This window comes from Pseudoalteromonas sp. T1lg122, from assembly GCF_002964825.1.
In the GTDB taxonomy this organism is placed as follows: domain Bacteria; phylum Pseudomonadota; class Gammaproteobacteria; order Enterobacterales; family Alteromonadaceae; genus Pseudoalteromonas; species Pseudoalteromonas gelatinilytica.
The window spans coordinates 339,742-359,891 of record NZ_PQCG01000032.1; the positions used below are offsets into that span (position 1 = coordinate 339,742).

The following is a 20,150-nucleotide window of genomic DNA, read 5'->3' on the forward strand; positions in this document are numbered from 1 at the left end:
AGGTAGCAGCTGTAGCTAATTTCACGAATCTAATAGTAAAAACGCCAGCGAAATCTTTCGCTGGCGTTTTAAATATGAATACCAATCAACTTAACAAAGCGGTGTATTATTCAGGCCAGCTTTGCGCCCCATCTATTGCAACCTCTGTTTGATTTAACGTGGTGCAATAGCCGGTGGCAGATGAGGCATAGTAAACATCACCTAATACCGTGTAGCTTTTCGTTTTAACCTGCTGTTTTGCTTTGTCTGACGTTGCCATACCCCACATGCTAAAGTAGTCACTCAAATCGAGCTCGGTTGCTTCTGAAAGCGCGATTAATAGCCAATCATTGTTGCCTAAGCTTTGTGCCTCTGACAAGCTGTAGCTTGAAAAGCCAAGTGCATCTTTTTGTGCCTGCCAATTAGTCTCACTGTTATCAGCTAGATTAAACGCACGCTCCAAAATGTGTAAGCGAGGGTATAAATGCCAGCCGTTTTCAAGCTTATTGTGTGCCTGTGCGGCCATCATAATTTGTAAATAAATAGCATGACTTTGTGACCACTCTGACATTGCTAAATCTTGCATATAAGCAAATGCATCTGCGCTTTGTTTACTGGCTTGTAAATGATCAAACAAGTTCTCGAATGGCAAGTTTTGGCACGATGCCGAAAAGCCAGTTTCATCTTCAAACTTCGACTTACTGTAGTAGGAGTAAAAATTGGTATTTGAATGGCCACCAAACCCTTCAATTCGGAAGCGCCCTTTCTCAAGTCCATGCCCTAATTCATGGATATCGCCATGCCCAGTTGGATTAAAATTCCAACCTGCGTCATACGGATTACCAGAACAGCCCCAACCACAGGTCGGTTGGTCTGCATTCATATGTTTTACAATATCTATTGTTTGCACTTCGATATTGCGTGCACTCGCAAAGTCATGAATTTCGCTAACCACATCGATGCCCGGCCCTTTGAAACCAGCAAGTACATGCGGATAGTTATGAGTATAACGCTCTACTGCATGGGCGAAGTCAGACGCTACAGGCCAATAACCATCGTTAATTGAAATACGCATTTTCTCGAGCTTTGAATGCACTTCAAAGCCACCGGTTGCTACCTCAGCCCAATCATAGTCACCTTTTTCAAGCAACTCAGCAAAGCGCTCATCATCACTGCTGCTACGCCAATAAGGGTGCTCACCTACATTGCTAAATTCAAAGCTGACATCTAAATCATTTTTATCAAACTCAATTTGAATTGGCCCACCATAAGGTGACGTAAAATAGACTGTTTCATTTGTCTCTATAGGCACATGAACCGACTGCAATTTAGCGGGTCGATTATAGCCATTGCTGCTCATGTAATGTGTTGCGCCATCACGCAGAGTATTAACAAACACCTTAGTATTCACTGCTTGATTATCGGTGCGTTTAATAGCAAACGTTTGCCCCGGCAAGGCATACACACCCGTTGAGCGAAAATACGCCTTACTCTGCATATTCACGGTGACGGTTTTAGGTGTTACATGACTAAAATCACTACGGCTGAAATTACCCATATCAACTTGAAGTGGATTGACTTTACGTATATTTAATACCGCATGATCAGTAAACAGGGCACGAAAGAAGCTTGTATTATCGGTGCTTAGCTTATCCATCGGGAAGTTCACTACTTGGCGATAATGATCTGCAAGCAGCGCCAGTAACTGGTAAAAGCGATAGCCCTGCTCTGTAAAGATATCTGTTTTCGCTTGGTCAAAACCTCTAAAAACCGAATTAATGATCGTTGCCGCATCACTAAACTGTTGCTGATATTGGCTTTCAGCTGGGCAACTACGGTTATCACAGGCACTTAAATCAACACTAAATTCGCTGCTTTTAAAGCGACTAAGTAAGTCTTTAATAGTTTGCGCATCAGTTGGCAAGCTGTCGTTGATAGCAATTGGGTTCCACTGTGCCAGTTCTAATCGGTGCCAATAGTTATCACCTGCAACGCTCACATGGAGTAATTCAAATAGCGCTTTACCGAGTGCTGTTTGACTACCATCACGCTGAATATAGATCACCGCTATATCATTTGCTTGAGCTTGCTTTACTGCAGCCACAACATTCTCAATATTTAATCCTTCACGCTCATGCTGAGAGATAATCAGTACATCCGTGTCAGTTGTTAAACACGCCGCTAAAGCGTCGTTGTCACAACTTGTATTGTCGTTATAGCTCACCATGCCTTCATATTGACTATCAAACCACTCTCGCGTTTTGATCCTATCTTGAAAGTAATAGCTTTGATCAAGTTGCGCTAATACAAGTTTAAGTGGCTGCTCTGCGGTTATTTCTCTGCCAGCTAACCAGGTGGTGCTGTTTTTCAAAAACTGAGTCATTTGCTCGTTAATGGTATTTCGATAAGGATTACTGCCAAATACTAAGTAACGGCCTTGCTCACCATCACCAGTCCCGACTACAGCAAGGTTTCTGACCTTTGTCTCGTAACCATCTTGCCAACTATTGTTGGTAAGTAGAACTGGCTCATTGAATGGGTAAGTGGCATTTAATAACGTTGCATCCCATGTTGGATACCAGCTTAATTCATCAAGAGCGGAGCTTGAGCCAAAACCAAATAAGCTATTTTTAATGCTTTGAAAGCGCGCTTTGTGGGTATCAATTTCAGCAAGTGTCGCATCAAGTAGCAACTCACTGTTTGGAACAACCAGCGCATTGCCAGTTTCGAGTGCCTCGGCCACATAACTTTGGGTGATGTTTAACACAAACTCAAAGCTTGCCTGTACACGTGAATCAGAGGCTGTGATTGTGAGTTTATGTTCACCAAGGTCTTCATTACTCGCGGTGCCAGATAAGATGCTAGTTTGCTCATCAAAACTTAGCCACGTTGGTAAACCTGTTACGGTTAAGCTCACATCATCGTTGTCTGCATCGGTGCTGATTAACTGCACACTCAAAGCCTGCTCAGCACGTGCTTCACTACTCAGTGGAGACACCACAGGCGCTGAGTTTGCTCTGGCAACGATGTTAAATGTTTGCTCTGCCTGCTGCGTCACTTCGCCATCTGAATAACGAAAACGAATTTGCTGTTCGCCCGTATTCGCAAACAAGGGCGTACCGCTAAAACTGAGGTTATTCGCATCAAAGCTAAGCCAATCAGGTTTACTAACTTCACTCACTACCACAGTGTCATTTTGTGCATCAGTAAATGTTAGCTGGTAAGTATAAGCTTGGCCTTCATTGCTATCCGATGGGGTGGACGTGAGCGTTGGCGGTGTATTCTCAATAAGTTTGGCTTCTACATTAATATCAATCAAAAGCTGTGCAGAGAGCTGCCCATCAGTGACCGTAAACTCAATGTTTGCATACTTACCTACTTGCTCAGGCGTGCCACTGATACTTGCTGAGGCTTCATTAAAACTTAGCCAACTTGGTAAGTTTGTTACAGACAAAGTAAGTGGGTCATTATCTGGATCAGAGACTTCAGGGCTAAAACTCAAGGTTTCACCAACACGTAAAGTCTGTGATTGACCGCTGATTTGCGGCGCTTGATTTTGTGGTGTTTCGGTTACAGGAGGGGTTGTTGTTTGTTTTTCATCTGAGCCTGAGCCGCCACAAGCAGCAAGTGTTAGCAATACAGCCGAGCATAATAGCGAGCGTTTGCACAAAAAGTAGGGTGCGTTCATTGAGTTCTTATCGGTATGGTAAACAATTTTTTAACATTATAAGCCGATACTACAAACTATTATCTCGGAAAAAATACGTAAATTGATATCGCTGTCATTAATTGTTAAAGCGTAAAAAGCCCCATAAAGGGGCTTTTTAAAGGTTATGACGGGTTTGCAAAATCGGGTCTGGGTAACTTTTCGAGTATGGCGTATAAATAAATCACCACAAGGCAAAGGCCTCCCGCTGCGAAAAATAACGTTGGGCCGTTGTAATAATCTAAAATTAAACCACCACCGAGTGGTGCTAAAGCAAACCCTAAATCATAAAACGAAGCCGCACCAAAGTACGCACCACGAAGATGAGAAGGTGCGAGCCTATCAAGGTGAACGTTCATCGTCGGAAACAAAATAGTTTCGGCCAAACTCATCACCACTATCGCACCAATCCAGCCCCAGAATAAATCGATTGGATTAAGTGCTAGCCAAAACTGCGACACCATTAATAGCACCAAGCCAATTTGAATGCGCACCGTTAGGCTAAATCGTGCCATCATTTTTAACAGCAGAAATTGACTCGAAATGATCACTAACGCATTGGTAAATATTAGTGCAGAAATCAATGCAAGTAGGTCGGGTGCCTCTGCACGAGTTAGGTATTGTATGAGTGAACTATCCATTTGCGCATAAATAAACATGCACAAAATATTGGCTAAAATTAAACACTGCAGCAGCTTATCTGCAAATAGAATACGTAAGATTTGCTTGCCCTGTACAGCTGGTTTTTTCTCTTCTGGCTCATCAATTGCTGCGGTATTTTTTGCTGCTTTATCACTAAAATTAAAGCCCCAAACAAGCAGCACCAATAAAATAGCAAATGCCCCTGCGGTAATATAAAAGCTCGACTGCTCACCGGTTAAACCTAGCCATACCCCTGCTAATGGACCCACCGCACAGCCCACATTAACAATAAAGTACAGCGACTGCATGGCCAGCTCGCGAGTTTGTGAATCCTCAATAATATCGCCAATCGCCGCACTGGTTAATGGTCGCCAAAGTGCAGTCGCAATCGAACATAAGGTCATTACAATCACATAACCGGCCACGGTTTCTACCTCAGCTAACAGCGAGAAAGAAATGATATACAGCACGCCGGTAATGTACATCAGCGTATGCCGGCCCACTTTATCGGATAGGCTGCTGCCAATAAAACTGGTGAACACTGAAATCACCGCGGCACTGGTAAGTACCAAACCGACTTCTGTCGCCGATAAAGCAAACTTTTCGTACAAGATCACCGCAAGAAATGGCCACACCATGTAATAGCTACCACGGGTAATAAATGAGCCAAATAGGAAGATCCACATAAGCACTGGGAACTGCTTAAAGCGCGCTAAAGAGATATCTGAATTCATTATTTTAATTTTTATGATGATGATTAAAACACTATACAGGAACTGAATCTGCCTTGGGTATTTAATCTAAAACTTGTTTGTAACAGCGTGTTATACCAACCCGCAATAATACTTAATCATTTTGAGGGATTAAACCTGTCGCTAACTGCGTTAAAAATTTCTCATTTAGAACAACTAAATAACGAAATTTTTGCCTTGCTATCAACGAGGTTTTATTGCCTCAAAATAGACTACTTAATTAAGCGGGTTGGTATTAATTAGCTAAAAAACAAACGCAACTTAATTGTGAATAGTGTTAAGCCAACTTGAAAAAGATTAATCTAAATAATAATAGTTATTGATCGTATTTTTCATTTCTGTAGTATACGCGACGTCCCTCAAAGGGATAACCTACAAAAAGAACTGGAAACCTACAATGAAATCAATAAAACCAAGCTTACTGGCACTTGCCATAGCAACACATTTTTCAGCCTTTGCTGATGACGCTAAGCCAAAACAAGATATGGAACGCTTAGTTATCACTGCAACAGGTTTTGAGCAAAAAGTTACCGAAGCACCTGCAAGTATTTCAATTATCACTAATGAAGATATTAAGTCTCATGCCTTCACCTCAGTACTTGATGCTGTGCAGTATTTAGAAGGTATCGACATTGGCACAACCCGAGATAAAACGGGCCAAGGCAGTGTGAGTATGCGTGGTTTAACAGGTGAATACACCCTGTTACTTATTGATGGTAAACGCCAAAATAACCATGGCGACATATACCCAAACAATTTTGGTGGCAACGCGTTTAACCACGTACCACCAGTTGATGCCATTGAACGTGTTGAAGTAATTCGCGGCCCTGCATCAACGCTTTATGGTGCAGATGCATTGGGTGGTGTAATTAATATCATCACTAAAAAGCACACTGATAGTTGGAGCGGTGCAGTGTCTTTTAGCCGTTCATTACAGCAAAACGATGATTTTGGTGATGACATTACCACTGACTTTAGTGTGATGGGTCCACTTATTAAAGACGTATTAAGCTTAGGTGTACGCGGCAGTGTTTACGAGCAACAAGCATCTTCGCCAACATTTGAACCAGCAACCGATCCAAATGGTGTTGTTCATACTCGTTCATTAGGTTTTGGGAGTGGCGGTCGTACCGTTGATAACACAAACGAGCAGTATGGTTTTACTTTAACTTTTACCCCGTTTGAGTCTCATCATTTACGTTTTGATTATGATAATTCAAGCCAAGTGTACGACAACACGCCAAGCTACGACATCGAATCAGGCACAATTACTTACCCGCTTGGCACTAAAGATAATATTGAATCAATTTGGCAAGACCGCCGCGGCCAAGTAAACCCGCGCGCAGGTTATGCGGCAGACCAAGAGTTTGACCGTGAGTGGTGGTCAATCAGCTACGATGGCGAGCTTGATTGGGCAACGCTGAAGGCCTCTGTTTCTTATGTTGATACGCAAAATAATGGCCGTACTTTACCACTGAGTGTCAGCGAGCGCCTAGAGCTGCAAGCTATGTACGATGGTACTGGCGAATACGAAGGTATGGATGAGCAAGCACGTAAAGACTTAGCCGAAGAAACATTCCTACCGCGCCCTGCTCGCCCTCTAGAAAGCAGCCAATATACCTATGACTTACGCTTTGACATTCCTATCACAGGTAGCTTTGGTAGCCATAACCTAGCAATTGGTGGCCAGCTTATCGACGGTGAATTAAAAGACGGTGTATTTGGTCTTGAAAGTGACCAAGCTGGCAAAGTACAAGAGCAAAACATGTACTCAATCTTTGCCGAAGATAACTGGATGGCAACTGACAACTTTACCTTCACATTAGGCGCTCGTTACGATGACCATGATGTATTTGGCAGCCAAGTATCTCCGCGCGTTTACGGTGTCTATAACCTCTCTGACACTTGGACGCTAAAAGGGGGTGTAAGTACGGGTTATAAAACACCACAAACCACAGACCTTTATGACGGTATTACCGGATTTGGCGGTCAAGGCACAAGCCCGTTTGCAGGTAACCCAGACTTACAACCAGAAACCAGCGTGAACTCTGAAATCGCCCTTTACTGGACTTCGCTTGATGGCGATCACAACATCAATGTGACTTACTACAACACCAAGTTTGAAGACAAAATTGCCAGCGGCGACACTATTTTAAGCTGTGAGCAAACTAACAATGTACGCCCTTGTGTGAACTTAGGTCAATATGATCAGCTTGGCTACGATAGCTATAGCCAAAAAATCAATATCGACGAAGTAGACCTACAAGGTGTTGAAATTGCAGGCCAATATACTATTACCAAAACAGTGTCTGTTAACGGTAACTATACCTGGACTGATAGCGAACAAAAGAGCGGTCCTGAACAAGGTCAGCCATTAACTAACTCAGCTGAGCACATGGCAAACCTTACCCTAAACTGGGAAGCGACTGACTTTATGAACTTATACCTACAAGGTGTATATCGTTCAGACCGTTATCGCGGTTGGGATAACGTGCACGACAAAGCGCTGTATTACAAAAACTACAACCTACTTAATTTAGGTGCGCAGTTTTATGTAAATGAGTACGTGCAAATCAATGCCCGCGTAAACAACCTATTAGACGAAGATTTCACCTCTTATAGCACAAGCTATACCGACCTAAATGGCGATGGTGAGTATGAGTACCTAACAGGTCGCGGTGTAATTAGTGAAGTCACATTCACAGACGACTACAACGTTAAAGATAAAGGCCGTAACTTCTGGATTGGCGTTACCGCTTACTTCTAAGAAAACTCCCTGAAAATAGACAGCATGCAGTCATGTGCTGTCTATTTTTATTGCTGTCACTAAACTGCCAACTTCACACACTAAGCTGATGATACCTGCGTAAGCTTATTTGTCAGTCTATGGAACATATCCTTACAGCCAGTGGTATCAGTATTAGTTATCAAGATGAAGGCGATGAAAACGCGCCGGTGATCATTTTAATTATTGGCTTAGGTGCTCAATTTACCGTTTGGCCAGAGTCGCTTTATTTTGGCTTGGTCGAAAAAGGCTTTCGGGTTATTCGTTTTGATAATCGTGATGCAGGGTTATCCTCATCGTTAGATGAGTTAGGCAAGCCGAGTCTTGTAAAGCATTGGCTTAGCCGTCGATTACCCATTCGTGCAAAACTGCCCTATTCGCTCGATGACATGGCTCGCGATGTAAAAGAATTAATGGATGCACTGGCTATCAAAAAAGCGCACTTAGTGGGGGCGTCGATGGGTGGCATGATTGCGCAAATTGCCGCGGCAAAGTATAAAAAACGTGTGCTGAGCTTAACTTCAATTATGTCGAGTAGCTCGCCGTTATCGTTTTCGGGGTCAAACATAAACCTATTAGTAAAGCTCGCTAAAATACGACCCCGGAGCAGTAATAAAGAAGCCGCGATTGATTACAATGTTAAGCTCAACCAACTCATTGGCAGCCCAGCCTATCCACAAGATGAACACGCTTTATACGCCAACGCTGAACGCTATATTGAGCGGGCCCACACAAATCAAACAGGCTTTAAACGTCAGCTTGCAGCCATTGCCGCAACGCCCTATCGTGAGCAACTTTTAAAGAAGATTAAAGCCCCCACCTTAGTGATCCACGGCAGTGCTGATCCTGTTATGCCTCTGTCTGCGGGTATCAACACCGCAATCTTAATAAAGCGTAGTAAGCTAAAAGTTGTGCCCGGAATGGGCCATGATTTTCCGCCCGCCTTAATGAAAAAAATGACAAAGTGGATTGCCAAACACGCCGCTAAAGTCAGCGCCAAAAAAGCAGCTAAAAGACCCTAAAAGCATGATAGAATTATCATACAATTTATAAGGTTAGCGTTTTATGTTTCGTGTATTTTTTAGTCTGTTTTTAATTATCCCTTGGTTCAGCTTTGCCGGTGTGTCACTAAGCGAGCAGCGCATTATTTATCAGGGCGAAATTAGTGCCAAAAACAATCAACATGTTGCACAGCTTTTGGCTGAGCAGCCAAACATAAACAGCATACAAATCACCAGTGGTGGCGGAAACGTTGATTTAGGTATGGATCTCGCCGAATTGATTTTGGCGCATAATTTAAAAGTTCATGTAAAACAATTTTGCTTTTCGTCGTGTGCTAATTATGTATTGCTTGCAGGAAACCCTACTACCATAGCTAAGAACACCATTGTCGGTTGGCATGGCGATGCCGCTTCGGCTCGCTGGCGAGATAGCGATATTGATGCCATGGTAACGCATTTAAAAGAGCCAGAAAAAACAACCAAGTGGCAGGCTTTACGCACTCAATACGATGAAATAATCGCAAAAGCCGTGGCACGTGAAAAAGCCTTTTATGCAAAACGCGGTGTTAAGCATAACTTGCTAACCATTGGTTTATCTGAAGAGCTAAAGCGTGCAGCTGTGGCACAAAAAGCCAGAGGCTGGAGCTACTCAAAAAAAGCACTCAATACACTGAATGTGAGGAATATTGAGTTTGCAGATTGGCAGCCCCGCTCGGCAAAGAACTTTCCGTTACTAATAATTGATGAATTAAAGTAAAGCTCTTTTATTTGTTAAACACTAAACTGATGCCATGGGCCTGTTATAGCAAGTGTTTTTGACGGTGAGTAAACGTTCACAAACAAAGTGCTACCATCTGGTGAAAAACAGGCACCTGCCAGCTCGGTTTGCGCCACTAAGCGGGCAAAATTATAAACTTGGCCTTGGGGTGTCACACCACGAAGATGATTATCAACCACATCGGTGTATTGGTCTTCACAAACAATTAAATGACCATTAGGTGACACAGTCAGGTTATCGCCAAAGTTGTAAAAGGTTTTGCTGGTACTTTCTACAAACAACGAGATTTTACCAGGTTGCTGTGCTTCTTTATCTGTGCCCTCAAATTCTGATGGCTGATATTTCATAACCTGACCAAGTTGTTTTTTACCACCATTGGTACAGCAAAAATAAAGCTCTTTATCACCCCAGTGAATACCTTCACCGCGAGCAAACAATGCTGCGCCTTGTTTGTAGCCACGTAGGCGTAGGTCGTCTTTCGGGCTTTCAGGGTTATCTAGATTGACCCACTCAACCTCAAGCTCTTGATGTAGCCCCATGGCTTTATTATTCCAGTTCCGGCTATCGAATTGTGGCTTACCTTTTACCACCATAGCTTGTAATTGCCCGCCTTTATGCAGCTTGCCATATTCATTTGGAATAAAGCGATAAAAGACGCTATCACCTTTGTCTTCTGTTAGATAAACAATGCCAGTGCGCGGATCAACGGCAGCCGCTTCGTGATTAAATCGCCCCATGGCTTTTAATGGCTCAGGTTTAATTAAGCCTTTGCTATTTGCGGGTACTTCAAAAATATAGCCGTGGTCTTGGTTAAATCCATCAGCTTTGGTATCTGTGGTTTCTTCGCACGTAAGCCAGGTGCCCCAAGGCGTGATACCGCCAGAACAGTTACGAATAGTGCCGACCAATGACAAGTATTCTTGCTCTTTTTGATGGGTTTTTAAGTTATAAATGATATGACTTGTGCCACCCGGTAACGCCACACCGTCACTGTTAGTATCAAAAGCCTGGGGCGTTTTATGGTTGGCAATACTTGCCTCAGCTTTCGCTAAATCTTTTGGCTTTAGCTCATGGTTTCGCACTAATGCAACACGGTCATTACCAAGCCCTAGGCAACCCATACCATCGGCTTTGTCAGGTACTGTAAATCCATCAGACATTTTCTCGCCTAGGCTTGAAACGACTTGATAACTAAAGCCCTCAGGTAAGTCGAGCAATTTATCTGGATCGGGAATTAATGGGCCAAAGCCCACAGCCGTTGTTTTTAAATCACCTAACGACACTTTACCTATGGCACTTTTTGATAATCCTAAAAAGGCCAATGTGCCCGCCCCTACTAAAAATTCTCGACGTGAAACCATGCTAACTCCAAGCTAAAACCAGCTTTATCATACAAATAAAAAAGGCATTATAAAGCAATGAAACGATAAAAAGTTACATTATCACAATATTCACGAAATTGTCATAAAGCACTACTCTTTGATGATTGCTATTTGCTCATTAGGTAGCAGCACAATTAAGTAACCACGCTGCTCTAAGTTACAAAAATCAAATTCAAAACCTGCAATTTGTAAGTCACTAGCGCAATGAGTTAGCGGTATATAAGCTGTTGCTGTTGCTTCAGTTAATTCACTATTAGCAAGTTTATAGCTGTAGTTCGTATTGCCGATAAAACTAACCAGCCTAACCACAGGGTAATCACCACTATCTACAGCCTCAGTGCGTGCTAAAAAAGCCAGTTTCAGCGTTTCGCCATCCATATAACTGATCACATAATTAGCTATATCACTAACAACCCACTTTTGTAGATGAGCTTTTATTTCAGCATCATAAAAAGCTGCAAAGCCAACCTTTCCGACCACAGAACGCTTAAAGTTAAGCTTTTCAAAACCACCGTAGCCATCGATTGATTGTTGGAAGTTCTGCTCCTTATAAATTGCGCTTGTTGGTGTGTTGTTTCGTAGGTTCATCATATAAAAATCAACCGGGTACTCGCTATAGTTATAAACATAATAGTCACTTTCATAGACACCTTGGTATAAATCGTCTTCGTCAAACACTTCCTCTTCAGCGCTATTACAACCAGTTAGTAAGAGTAAAATGCATAATCTCAGTAGATAATTCATTGCTCATCCCTTTTTCTAAAAACGATAATTTATATTGGCAGCGAATTGCTGCTTGGCAGTTTCTCCCACTAGCGGGCTTTTTTTGATAGTTGAGTCAAGTTGCTCATAGCGCAAGCTCGTAAAAACAGACCACTGCTCATTAAAAACATAAGTCAGGTTTAGCGAGGTAAATGGGTTAAGGGCTGCACTTGGCTGATATTCATATCTGCCAAATTCAGGGGCGATATTGCCATTAGCTATGCCATACAGGTATTGAGTGTATTTTTTATCTTGCCAATAAAAACCGAGATCAGCACTTAGCTGTAACCCTAATCCTTGGCCATAAATCGGTAGGTTATAGCGGGCAAGAAACGTAAGTCCATCGGAGTGATTCGAAATATCTTGCGCTAAACGAACAAAAAGCTGTTTATATTGCAGCTGAGTTCTGAAGGTTAGCTCACCTTTGCCGTCTTTATAGTCAGTGAAAACCTCATGATCCGACAACTCATCACTAAAGATTAAACTGCTATCGTAGGTTTCATCTCGGAAACTAAGCCCCATTGACGCTTCAAATTCTGCGCCTTGTAAAAAGGCATATTGCACTAAGCCATATTTAGGCCCTATGCGCCAGTTGCCTTTTCGGGCGTTGAAGTATGGCAAGACCATGGTTTGAATATCGTAATCTCGCCATGCTGTATCAATGGCCAATTGTGCAGCACCGACCTCCATTTGCCATTGCTGTGATTGCTCATCGGCCTTGGCATCATCAACAAATAATGCAGCTAAACAATAAGCTGCGATCAACAGATAAGAAAAAAGACTATTTCGCAGAAATTCATTTTTGGTCATGATAATGTCCCTATATTGGTGTTTTAATGCAGTTTAACGCCTCACCATTAGGGCTGACTTGCTGCAAATGTCACATATTTAATCGTGACATTTGTCATATACATAAACGAATAATTGCGGATTAAACTAAGCGTATGAACAAACTCTTGCAAACGTTGATACATCGAAGCGATTTCATACTCTCAGCAATCACCTGGGGGTTTGTGTTTATTTATACTCTGCACGCTTGGTCGCAAAGAGCAGAATCGGCGCAGCTAAGTTTTAGTACAATAAATACGTTTTTGATCAGTGTGTTATTTATAAGCTTTTTTGCTTTTTTAATTTATTTTGAGTTTTTCAGATCACGATTTAAGCACTATCAAACCCGTATTTTGAACTTCACTATCGCTAATGTTGTGCTATTGATGTGGCTATTTAATATTGGCTTTGTTACAATTCTATTGATCATCTTCTTAGTTAAATTCAGCGATTACGAGCCAAACAAAGCCAGCCTCTATTTACTCATTTGCCTGCCCTTTTTGATGGCGCTGACGCTTCACTATGGCTTTGATAAGCAATTTGTATTGCTCAACGGGTTGGCTTTCACTTTATACAATAGCTTTGCCTATCGCTTTGCTACTCGGCTTATTTCTGAGCGTAAAGCCAAAGAACAAGCAGCCCATTTATTACGTGAATTAAAAGCAACCCAAGCGCTTTTAAACGACACCGCAACTCGCGATGAACGTATTCGTATTGCCAGAGATTTACATGATACCCTTGGCCACCACCTTACGGGACTCAGTATTCACCTAGAAGTCGCCAATCATTGTGCTAACCATGAAGCACCAAAACACATAACTAAAGCACAGCAAATTACCCGCTTGTTATTAAATGATGTGCGTGACTCTGTCTCGTCAATGCGAGAAAACCAAACCATTGATTTACATGCATCGCTGAATTCATTGTGCAGTCATGTTACAGGCTTAAATGTCACACTCAATTACGATGAAAATATAAAAATAAGTGATACGTTATTGGCACAAACGTTATTTCATACTGTGCAAGAAGCGATTACGAATTGTATTAAACACAGTGATGCGACCGAGCTGTCGGTAAGCTTAGACCTCCAAGCTGATTCAGTGCATCTCACTATTTATGATAACGGCGGCGAAATGCCCAAGCTGAACTTAGGCAATGGCTTAACAGGCATGCAAGAGCGCTTAGCTTTAGTGCGAGGGGCAATCGAGTTTGAACAAAATAATGATGGGTTTGCGATTGCTGCAACGCTACCTCATAAACTTAATCCACATACTTTGGCGTAAAAAATGATTAGGGTATTACTCGTTGATGACCAAACATTATTAAGAGAAGGCTTAAAAAGCTTACTCGCCCTTAAAGCAAATATTCAAGTCGTGGCTGAGGCTGACAATGGCCAAACAGCTCTTGAGATGCTCAAGCAACATTCTATTGATGTTGTACTCCTTGATATTCGCATGCCTATTCTAGACGGTATTGGCGTACTGAAAAGTATGCAAGCACAACAGCTGAGGCAACCAGTACTGGTACTCACGACCTTTGATGATAGTGAACAAGTGCTAGAATGTATTCGCTATGGTGCTAAAGGTTATGCGTTAAAAGATATTAATTTAGAGCGCTTGGTCAGCGCCATCGAAACACTTGCTAAAGGTGGCTCAGCGCTAGCTCCTGCGATCACCGAGCGAATTTTGAATAAGCCCACTAAAACAACCGATACTTCTTTAGCAACTCCTGATAAATTAAGTAAAAGCGAGCTTAGAGTGCTCAATTTAATCGCTGCAGGCTATTCAAATAGTGAAATCGCCGAGGCACTTTATAAGTCTGAAGGGACTATCCGTAATCAAGTGTCTTTTATTCTCAGAAAGCTAGATGTACGTGATAGAACCCGTGCAGCATTAAAAGCAATTGATCTAGGTTTGATATAATTGCAAATCATTTTTAATCTCATTAAGCTTTTATCATACAAGTAAATCGCTTAAACTAAGGCTTAATTTTATTTCAAGAAGCAACCGCTATGTTCCTAAAATCAAAAACATTTATTGCATTTTCATTGGCGCTTTTAAGCTTTAGCCAACACGCCTTTAGCTTACAGTTTGGCAATCCAGTCGACAGTGACAAACTCATTAAAATTTCGACGGTTATGGCCTCACCAGACGATTACCTTGCAAATCCAATTACCGTGGAAGGTACTATCACTGGGGTTTGCGAAAAACGTGGTTGCTGGATGACGCTTGCATCTGACAAACGCTTTGAAAACTTACGTATCAAAGTTGAAGATGGCGACATGGTATTCCCGATGACGGCTAAAGGCAGTAAAGCTATCGTAACTGGTAAGCTCGATAAAATTCAGCTTAGCCTTGGCCGCACTAAAGCGCTACTTGCTCACAAAGCGCAGCAAGCCGGCGAAAGCTTTGATGCAAACTCAGTGACTGAAGCAATGGCTATTTATCAGCTCGTACCGAGCGGAGTTGAAATCATTGAGTAATAAATCAAGTATCAACTGGTTTAAGTTAAACAGAAACTTACACCGCGATATTGGTTACTTTTGTGTTGGTTTAGTAATTATCTTTGCGGTTTCTGGCATTGCAGTGAACCACAAAGATGATTGGAACCCAAACTACAAAGTAAGCCACCAGCAAATCAGTGTGAGCGATGAAACTTGGCAATTAGATAATGACGAGTTGTTGATTGAGCAAATTATCTCCCATGCTGATGTAAGCGAGCCGGTAAAGGCTTCTTATTGGGTGTCGCCGCAAGAGTTTAAGGTGTTTTTAAAAAACGGTAACAACCTCAGCCTTAAACTCAATAAAGATATCATAAACTATGAAGCCATTGAGCCTCGTCATGTATTTCAAGCATTTAACCGTTTACACTTGAACGAGACAAACGCTTCGTGGGTAATTTTTTCTGATATTTTTGCTGGGCTGCTGCTGTTTTTAGCAATCAGCGGCTTGTTTATGATCAAGGGTAAAAATAGCCCATGGGGTAGCCGCTCAGTATTAGTCATTAGCGGTATGCTGCTCCCTGCTGCTTATGTGTTTTTATAAGCTAAAGTTCCTGTTGCCATTCTCGTAAAGAGCAATGGCAAGATTATTTTCATTTAATTTAATCCTCACCCACTTTGTAACCCAGCTTTTTTAAAATAACTATTCGTAGAATCCTCCCTATGCTTACGCATTTTATAGCAACTCAAAATGTGTTTACTTAGCGATTAAAACCTCTCACCTACCTATTAAAGTTTTCTTAAATGATGGCTTTATTGCTTTTATTTGTGCCCATTTTCATCGAAAAAGTAAAACAACGCAGCCAATTAGAACCTAAAAAAGGGATTAATTTAGTTATAGTCTTTGATCTGATTACAATTATTTATTACTAGATAAAATAAAAAACAAAACACCTTCAACCTACAAAAGGTAATTAAATTGTAAAGTAAATTAATGATTTATTATTATTGATATTGAGAATCACTATCATTACGATCCCGATTCAAATTAACTGAGAAGGAATTGAGTCGTGAATCAATTAGCCCCCGTGCTTAATACTCATTCATCAATAAATGTTGATGAACAACCCCAAGCATTTATTTTTAACGAAAATAATTTGCTCAAATATGAGATGGCTTCAATGCAAACACTGTCGCTTATCCATCAAGCACTGCGTTCAGCAAAACAAGTTCATTCTGGTGTCTGTCATAAGGAGCTGAGTAAACTAATTGCCAGTATTGAACTAAATCAACCTCTCAATAACGTTGAGCAAGCGCTAGGCGAAGTAAAATCTCTATATTTAGATCATGCAGTCTACTTTCATCATCCAAAATATGTTGCCCACCTAAACTGCCCCGTTGCTTACCCTGCGGTAATAGCTGAACAGTTATTAACTGCTATAAATTCTTCGTTAGACACTTGGGACCAAAGTGCTGGCGGGACGCTCATTGAGCAAAAGTTAATTGACTGGAGTATCGAACGCATTGGCTTAAGTGCTACTGCCGATGGCATATTCACAAGTGGCGGCAGTCAATCTAATTTAATGGCATTGTTACTTGCTAGAGACCATGCTGCAGAGCGCTTGTCTGGGCACCTTATTCGCGATTTTGGTTTAAGTCCTGATGCCCATCGCTACCGTATTTTTTGCTCTGAAGTCAGCCATTTTAGTATTCAAAAGTCCGCCGCTTTACTGGGCCTTGGCTATAACGCGGTTGTTCCAGTTGCAGTTGATAAAGAATTTAAAATGGACCTAACCGCACTTGATACAGCTATTAATGAGTGTAAAGCACAAGGCAATATTCCTATAGCGCTTGTCGCTACTGCAGGCACAACTGACTTTGGTTCAATAGACCCTATAGATAAGCTAAAAGCGCGGTGCAAAGCTGATAATTTATGGCTTCATGTCGATGCCGCTTATGGCTGTGGACTACTTGCTGCTGATGATCACCGTCACTTACTCAATGGCATTGAGCATGCTGACTCGGTGACGTTAGATTACCACAAATCATTCTTACAACCTGTCAGTAGTAGCGCATTTATTGTTGCTGATAAAAAGCAATTTAAACATTTAACTCATCATGCTGATTATTTAAATCCGTTTAACGACAACCCACAAGCAGCACCAAATCTTGTTGATAAAAGCATTCAAACGACTCGCCGTTTTGATGCCCTAAAACTTTGGCTAACTTTACGCATTATGGGCCACGAACAGATTGGCAAAGTGTTTTCTTCTGTTATGGCATTAGCCCGTAGTAGTTATGTGGCGCTCAAACAAGACCCAGAATTTGAGCTAATTCACCAACCTGAACTGAGCACCTTAGTGTTTCGCTTTAACGATAAAAGCCTCAGTGATGAGCAATTAAACCTGCTTAATTATCAAATTAAAGATGAGCTATTCAAACAAGGTGAGTGTGCCATTGCTCGCACCAAATTCAGAGGTATCAACTACTTAAAGTTCACGTTACTTAATCCAAACACACAAATTGAAGACATTAAAAGCATTGCAGCTGATATTAAAGCCTGCGCCTACAGCATCAAGGCACGCCTAAAAGTTGAGGAAACTAGCCATGAATAAAGTATACGATTTAATTGCTGTGGGTCTTGGTCCGTTCAACCTCAGTTTGGCATGTTTAGCTGAACCAATTGAAACACTTGATTCGCTATTTTTAGAGCAACGTGATGAATTTAATTGGCATCCTGGGCTTATGCTCGATGGTGTTACGTTACAAACACCGTTTATGTCGGATTTAGTTACATTGGCAGATCCAACCAATCCATACAGCTTTTTAAACTATGCGAAACAACAAGGTAAGCTGTATCAGTTTTATATTCGAGAAAGCTTCTTTTTACTGCGTGAGCAATACAACCAGTATTGCCAATGGGCAGCAAGCCAATTAAGTAACATACAATTTGGTCATAAAGTCATTCATAGCCAGTTTGATCAAACAAAGCAGCTCTATGTACTCACTGTTGAATCTGCAAAGCAAACAAAAACGCTTTATTGTCGTCACTTGGTACTGGGCACAGGTCCCTCACCTTATTACCCACCCGCTGTTCAGGCTGAAGATACACAGCTCTGCCATGCCACAGAATATCTGTATAAGCGGGATGAATTAGTAAATAGCAAGAGCATCACTGTGATTGGCTCAGGTCAAAGTGCTGCTGAAGTATTTTATGATTTGTTGTGTGACATTAAACAGCATAACTACCAACTCAATTGGGTAACGCGAGCGCCGCGTTTCTTTCCTCTTGAGTACACGAAACTCACGCTAGAAATGACCTCTCCTGAGTATGTTGATTACTTTTATAACCTAGAACAGACAACCAAACAGGAGTTACTAGCCAAGCAACGTAATTTATACAAAGGCATCAACTCAGAGTTAATTAATCAGATTTATGATCAGCTTTACCAACTTGATATTCAAGGGGTAAACCGCGCAAGGTTATTGACCAACAGCGAGCTCATTAAAAAACAAGGCAGTAAGTTAGTTTTTAGACACAGTGAACAGCAGGCTGAATTTAGCTTACATAGTAATCAGGTCATTATGGCAACGGGCTTTAGTTATCAGCTACCCGATTTTCTAAGTGGCTTGATGAGCGAAATAAATTGGCTAGATAACGGGTGCTTTGCTGTTGAGCGAAATTACAGTATCGACAAGCTACAAAGGTTGTTTGTACAAAATGCTGAACTCCACAGTCATGGTTTTGTAACGCCAGATCTGGGCATGGCCTGCTATCGAAACAGCCATATTTTGCGCTCTATTTTAGGTTATGCCCCCTACCCTGTTGAAACACAAATTGCCTTTCAAGAGTTTGGTTTACCCGATGTTGTCAACGAAAAACAGAAGCAAATAGCATGAAACAACCCGCATTAAAGTCAAGCTTGGTGCTGCTGACGATTATATCTGTTGTTTGCGACACCATGATTTTGCCCTTTTACCCGCAGTTTTTTAGTGCCCAATTTGGTTTGCAATCAAGTAATCACATTGGTGCCTATATTGCTGTTTGCTGCATCACCGTGATGTGTGCTTTCCCTGTATGGGCGAAAATAGCGCAGCACGTGCACGAACTGTATTTGTGGGTGATCACCCAAATAATGGCAGGGCTATTGGGTGTTGCGTGCTTTTACAGCGACAACGTGTGGAGCTTTTGGCTGTTATCACAGCTCATGCTGGTATTTAAAGCAAGTTACCTGCTTATTTATCCCTTTGTTCTAAGTATCGAAGAAAAACAACAGCACCTCGGTGTGGTTGCTTTATTTAGCGTGCTTTTACACTTTGGTGGTATTGGCGGTGCTTTATTAGGTGGCTTGATCATTCAAAGTATTGAGCCGCGCTTTTTATATTTAGTGATGGCTGCGGGTGACTGCTTACAGGTTATGCTCTGCTTGTATTTAATTTACTTATTAAAAGTAAGCTACAAGCCACGCGAATTAACCGCATCATCAGTAAAACGACAGCGCTTCCCTGGCTACATTATTCGCTTAGGGGTTATATCTATGGGCGTGTACTTCAGCATGTTCTTAGCAACGCCATACTTTACGCTACTTTGGCAACAAGTAAGTGATTTCAGCAATGCACTTTTAGCTGGTGCTGTGTTTGCTATCCCTGCTTGGGTTGCACTTGTCATTTTGATTACAACCAAAAACAAGGCTGCAACCAATAAGCACAGTAAAACAATTGCTTATGCACTTATGTTAAGCAGTATCGGCCTATTTATACAACTTAGTTCACACTGGCAATGGCTTGTGTTCGGCCGTGTTGTATTTGCTATTGGGCTATTTTTACTAACCGTGCGTCTACAAGTCATGTTGTTTGCAATGAGCGAACCACGTTTTTACTCAAGCGACTTTGCCAAGCTTCATTTTATGCAAAATATCGGTGTCATCTGCGCCTCATTTTTAGCGGGAGATTTAGTATCTCGCTTTGAACTTAACACCCCATTACTGACGGGTTCTGTCGGCTTTGCCATCACTTTATGTTTGTTTTATCTGCTTTTTTTACGCAACAAACATACCTCAACAGACCCTATTCACAGTTATTAATTTTTAAGAGA

General features: G+C 41.7%; 15 protein-coding genes. 10 read left to right on the plus strand and 5 right to left on the minus strand.

All coding sequences use genetic code 11. The features are described from left to right. Nucleotides 1–106: 106 nt before the first annotated feature. Both C2M33_RS14005 and C2M33_RS14010 read right to left on the minus strand, forming a co-directional pair. Nucleotides 107–3,667 carry an ImpA family metalloprotease gene (locus tag C2M33_RS14005; RefSeq protein ID WP_105174708.1) on the minus strand — a complete coding sequence of 1,187 codons (3,561 nt, stop codon included), beginning with the start codon at nt 3,665–3,667 and terminating at the stop codon, nt 107–109. A gap of 143 nt (nt 3,668–3,810) precedes the next feature. After that, nucleotides 3,811–5,061, minus strand: a complete 1,251-nt coding sequence (locus C2M33_RS14010) for an MFS transporter (protein WP_105174709.1) — start codon at nt 5,059–5,061, stop codon at nt 3,811–3,813. Nucleotides 5,062–5,476: 415 nt separating this feature from the next. Here C2M33_RS14010 and C2M33_RS14015 point away from each other — a divergent pair, with 415 nt between their 5' ends. The 3 genes from C2M33_RS14015 to C2M33_RS14025 all read left to right on the plus strand — a co-directional run bounded on the left by C2M33_RS14015 (nt 5,477) and on the right by C2M33_RS14025 (nt 9,622). Continuing rightward, nucleotides 5,477–7,846 carry a TonB-dependent receptor domain-containing protein gene (locus C2M33_RS14015; RefSeq protein ID WP_105174710.1) on the plus strand — a complete coding sequence of 790 codons (2,370 nt, stop codon included), beginning with the start codon at nt 5,477–5,479 and terminating at the stop codon, nt 7,844–7,846. Nucleotides 7,847–7,965: 119 nt separating this feature from the next. Further along, the gene (locus C2M33_RS14020; RefSeq protein WP_105174711.1) at nt 7,966–8,886 is read left to right on the plus strand and encodes an alpha/beta fold hydrolase; all 921 of its coding nucleotides are present in this window, start codon (nt 7,966–7,968) and stop codon (nt 8,884–8,886) included. 43 nt (nt 8,887–8,929) lie between these two features. Beyond that, entirely contained in the window at nt 8,930–9,622 is a 693-nt protein-coding gene (locus tag C2M33_RS14025; RefSeq protein ID WP_105174712.1) for an ATP-dependent Clp protease proteolytic subunit, read from the plus strand. Nucleotides 9,623–9,636: 14 nt separating this feature from the next. On the opposite strand, the gene C2M33_RS14030 is transcribed toward C2M33_RS14025, so the two are convergent. From C2M33_RS14030 to C2M33_RS14040, 3 genes are all read right to left on the minus strand, one after another. Continuing rightward, entirely contained in the window at nt 9,637–11,004 is a 1,368-nt protein-coding gene (locus C2M33_RS14030) for an alkaline phosphatase PhoX (protein WP_105174713.1), read from the minus strand. Nucleotides 11,005–11,115: 111 nt separating this feature from the next. Continuing rightward, entirely contained in the window at nt 11,116–11,769 is a 654-nt protein-coding gene (locus C2M33_RS14035) for a hypothetical protein (protein WP_105174714.1), read from the minus strand. 15 nt (nt 11,770–11,784) lie between these two features. Further along, nucleotides 11,785–12,597: a MipA/OmpV family protein gene (locus C2M33_RS14040; protein ID WP_105174715.1), complete on the minus strand. Its 813-nt coding sequence runs from the start codon at nt 12,595–12,597 to the stop codon at nt 11,785–11,787. A 404-nt stretch (nt 12,598–13,001) separates the two neighbouring features. Here C2M33_RS14040 and C2M33_RS14045 point away from each other — a divergent pair, with 404 nt between their 5' ends. From C2M33_RS14045 to C2M33_RS14075, 7 genes are all read left to right on the plus strand, one after another. Beyond that, on the plus strand, nt 13,002–13,898 hold the full coding sequence (locus C2M33_RS14045; protein WP_158685591.1) for a sensor histidine kinase: 897 nt from the start codon (nt 13,002–13,004) through the stop codon (nt 13,896–13,898). A gap of 3 nt (nt 13,899–13,901) precedes the next feature. Continuing rightward, nucleotides 13,902–14,537, plus strand: coding sequence for a response regulator (locus tag C2M33_RS14050; protein ID WP_054560701.1), 636 nt, complete (start codon nt 13,902–13,904; stop codon nt 14,535–14,537). Nucleotides 14,538–14,626: 89 nt separating this feature from the next. Next, the gene (locus tag C2M33_RS14055; RefSeq protein WP_105174717.1) at nt 14,627–15,097 is read left to right on the plus strand and encodes a DUF4920 domain-containing protein; all 471 of its coding nucleotides are present in this window, start codon (nt 14,627–14,629) and stop codon (nt 15,095–15,097) included. After that, a complete protein-coding gene (locus C2M33_RS14060; protein WP_105174916.1) occupies nt 15,090–15,659 on the plus strand; it encodes a PepSY-associated TM helix domain-containing protein in 570 nt (189 codons plus the stop codon). The genes C2M33_RS14055 and C2M33_RS14060 overlap by 8 nt, the downstream gene beginning before the upstream one ends. 466 nt (nt 15,660–16,125) lie before the next feature. Then, complete coding sequence (locus tag C2M33_RS14065) at nt 16,126–17,670, plus strand: pyridoxal phosphate-dependent decarboxylase family protein (RefSeq protein ID WP_062565034.1); 1,545 nt, start codon at nt 16,126–16,128, stop codon at nt 17,668–17,670. Further along, nucleotides 17,663–18,955 (plus strand): lysine N(6)-hydroxylase/L-ornithine N(5)-oxygenase family protein, encoded by a 1,293-nt coding sequence (locus tag C2M33_RS14070; protein WP_105174718.1) that lies wholly within the window; start codon nt 17,663–17,665, stop codon nt 18,953–18,955. Before C2M33_RS14065 ends, C2M33_RS14070 begins: the two co-directional genes overlap by 8 nt. Further along, entirely contained in the window at nt 18,952–20,139 is a 1,188-nt protein-coding gene (locus C2M33_RS14075; protein ID WP_063700424.1) for an MFS transporter, read from the plus strand. The genes C2M33_RS14070 and C2M33_RS14075 overlap by 4 nt, the downstream gene beginning before the upstream one ends. The last annotated feature ends 11 nt before the right edge of the window (nt 20,140–20,150 follow it).